Source organism: Oleiphilus sp. HI0066 (genome assembly GCF_001635725.1).
The window spans coordinates 1-1,579 of record NZ_LWFH01001320.1; the positions used below are offsets into that span (position 1 = coordinate 1).

Here is a 1,579-nt window from a genome sequence, read left to right on the forward strand (position 1 = left end):
TTGGGTTCATGACGCTACTTGGTGTGATTTCACTGGCTGGTATCGTTATAAATAATGCGATTGTATTACTCGAACGTATTGAATTAGAGATCAATGACAACGGCTTAGCGCCTTATGACGCGATTGTTATGGCAGGAAAACGACGCTTGCGGCCTATTCTTTTAACAACCGCAACCACAGTGTTAGGCATGTTACCTTTATATTTTGGTGGTGGATTGATGTGGGAGCCGATGGCCGTTGCAATTATTGCAGGACTGCTATTTTCTACTATCCTGACCCTGATTTTAGTTCCAGTGTTATACGAAACCTTGTATAGAGTTAAATCAAGTTAGCGGGGGATAAATTCGCAATTTGTGAAGTTGCGTGATAACGTCTCTCTCTCAGTTATTTTAAAACCACGGATTTAGATGGCTGAAAAAACTATAATCACACATTCAAATGGAGGTGCTTATGATACCTGCCAACGACACGCGCGATGACATCATTACGGTGGAAGAGACGCTAGAGTTAGAGCAAAGTGGTTATTTTTACTTAGAAAATAGGCAGTTTATTGGACCTTTTAGTAGCCCCACAAAGGCGAAAGAAGCGGCATTAGGACACTGCGAAGGTACTGCTCCAGGAGAGTGCCGCGCTGTATATCAAGGCACTGTGCGTTTTAATCCGATTACTGAGCTTAATGAAGCTCTGCCGGATATGCATCAGCTAGATCAAACATCCTTGGCGACTATAAACTAGCGAATACAAGCTAAGTTCCACAAGAAAGCGGCTCATAAGGCCGCTTTTTTTGTTTTATGCCTAGACTAATTAAGTAAGTTCTTACGAATCTCACTCACCAGTTCATTGGTCTCTTCTAATATTTCACTATGCACAACGAAGGTCTTTTTCTGTTCCTCTTCAGTTAAAGTATCTTGGCTATGTATCTGAGCGTCAACGATCTCAAAGCTTGCATCAGACGCGTCATGATCCTCATCTTCACGTTGATGAATCCAACTCTCTATTAAGCTCATACTGGCTTGGCAGTCAGCAATGACCATCGGCACGCCGTTTTCATCGGCGACGTCTTGAATAAAATTGCGTTGCCACAGTTGTAGGTTTGTTGCATCAACGATGACGCTCAAGCCTGCATTTAAGATATGCCGCGATAGAGAAGCGAGTTTCTCATAGGTAAGATCTGTGGCCGCTTTGCTATACAGTTCTTTTGCTTTGTCAGTGTCAGGATGCTTATGAGGATCAAATTTAAATAGTCGCTTTCGTTCTACATCGGAGCGGATGCGAATAGCGCCTAACTTATCTACAAGACGCAGCGCAACGGTGCTTTTTCCCGTTCCTGATACACCATGCATGGTCAATATAAAACGATTTGGAAGTGCCGAGCAGCTTTCGGCCAAGTCGATATATGACTGATATTTACGCCATAGTTCGTCTAGTTTTTGCGGATTGTTTTTAAAGTCTTCCATCTCAAATAAAGAAATCTTCGCACGGACTATCGCGCGATAGGCTTTATAAAATGGTAAGAGTTTTAGGCCTGCGTAGTCTCCAGTTTCTTCTAAATAATGATTTAAAAAACGATTGGCATAGT

3 protein-coding genes are annotated in these 1,579 nt (G+C 42.4%); 2 read left to right on the forward strand and 1 reads right to left on the reverse strand.

From position 1 onward, the window contains the following. Positions 1 to 332 (forward strand): efflux RND transporter permease subunit (locus A3738_RS19415; protein WP_197473928.1); only part of this gene is annotated, 332 nt, incomplete at its 5' end. Between the two features lie 118 nt (positions 333 to 450). Beyond that, positions 451 to 735 carry a hypothetical protein gene (locus A3738_RS19420; protein WP_068503525.1) on the forward strand — a complete coding sequence of 95 codons (285 nt, stop codon included), beginning with the start codon at positions 451 to 453 and terminating at the stop codon, positions 733 to 735. Between the two features lie 65 nt (positions 736 to 800). Here the strand turns inward: A3738_RS19420 and A3738_RS19425 are convergent. Further along, positions 801 to 1,579, reverse strand: a 779-nt coding sequence (locus tag A3738_RS19425) for an ATP-binding protein (RefSeq protein ID WP_156504348.1), incomplete at its 5' end; no start/stop codon positions are given.

Coding starts and splice junctions, on each gene's coding strand:
- A3738_RS19420 (WP_068503525.1), top strand. CDS start 451: ATGATACCTGCCAACGACACGCGCGATGACATCATTACGGTGGAAGAG.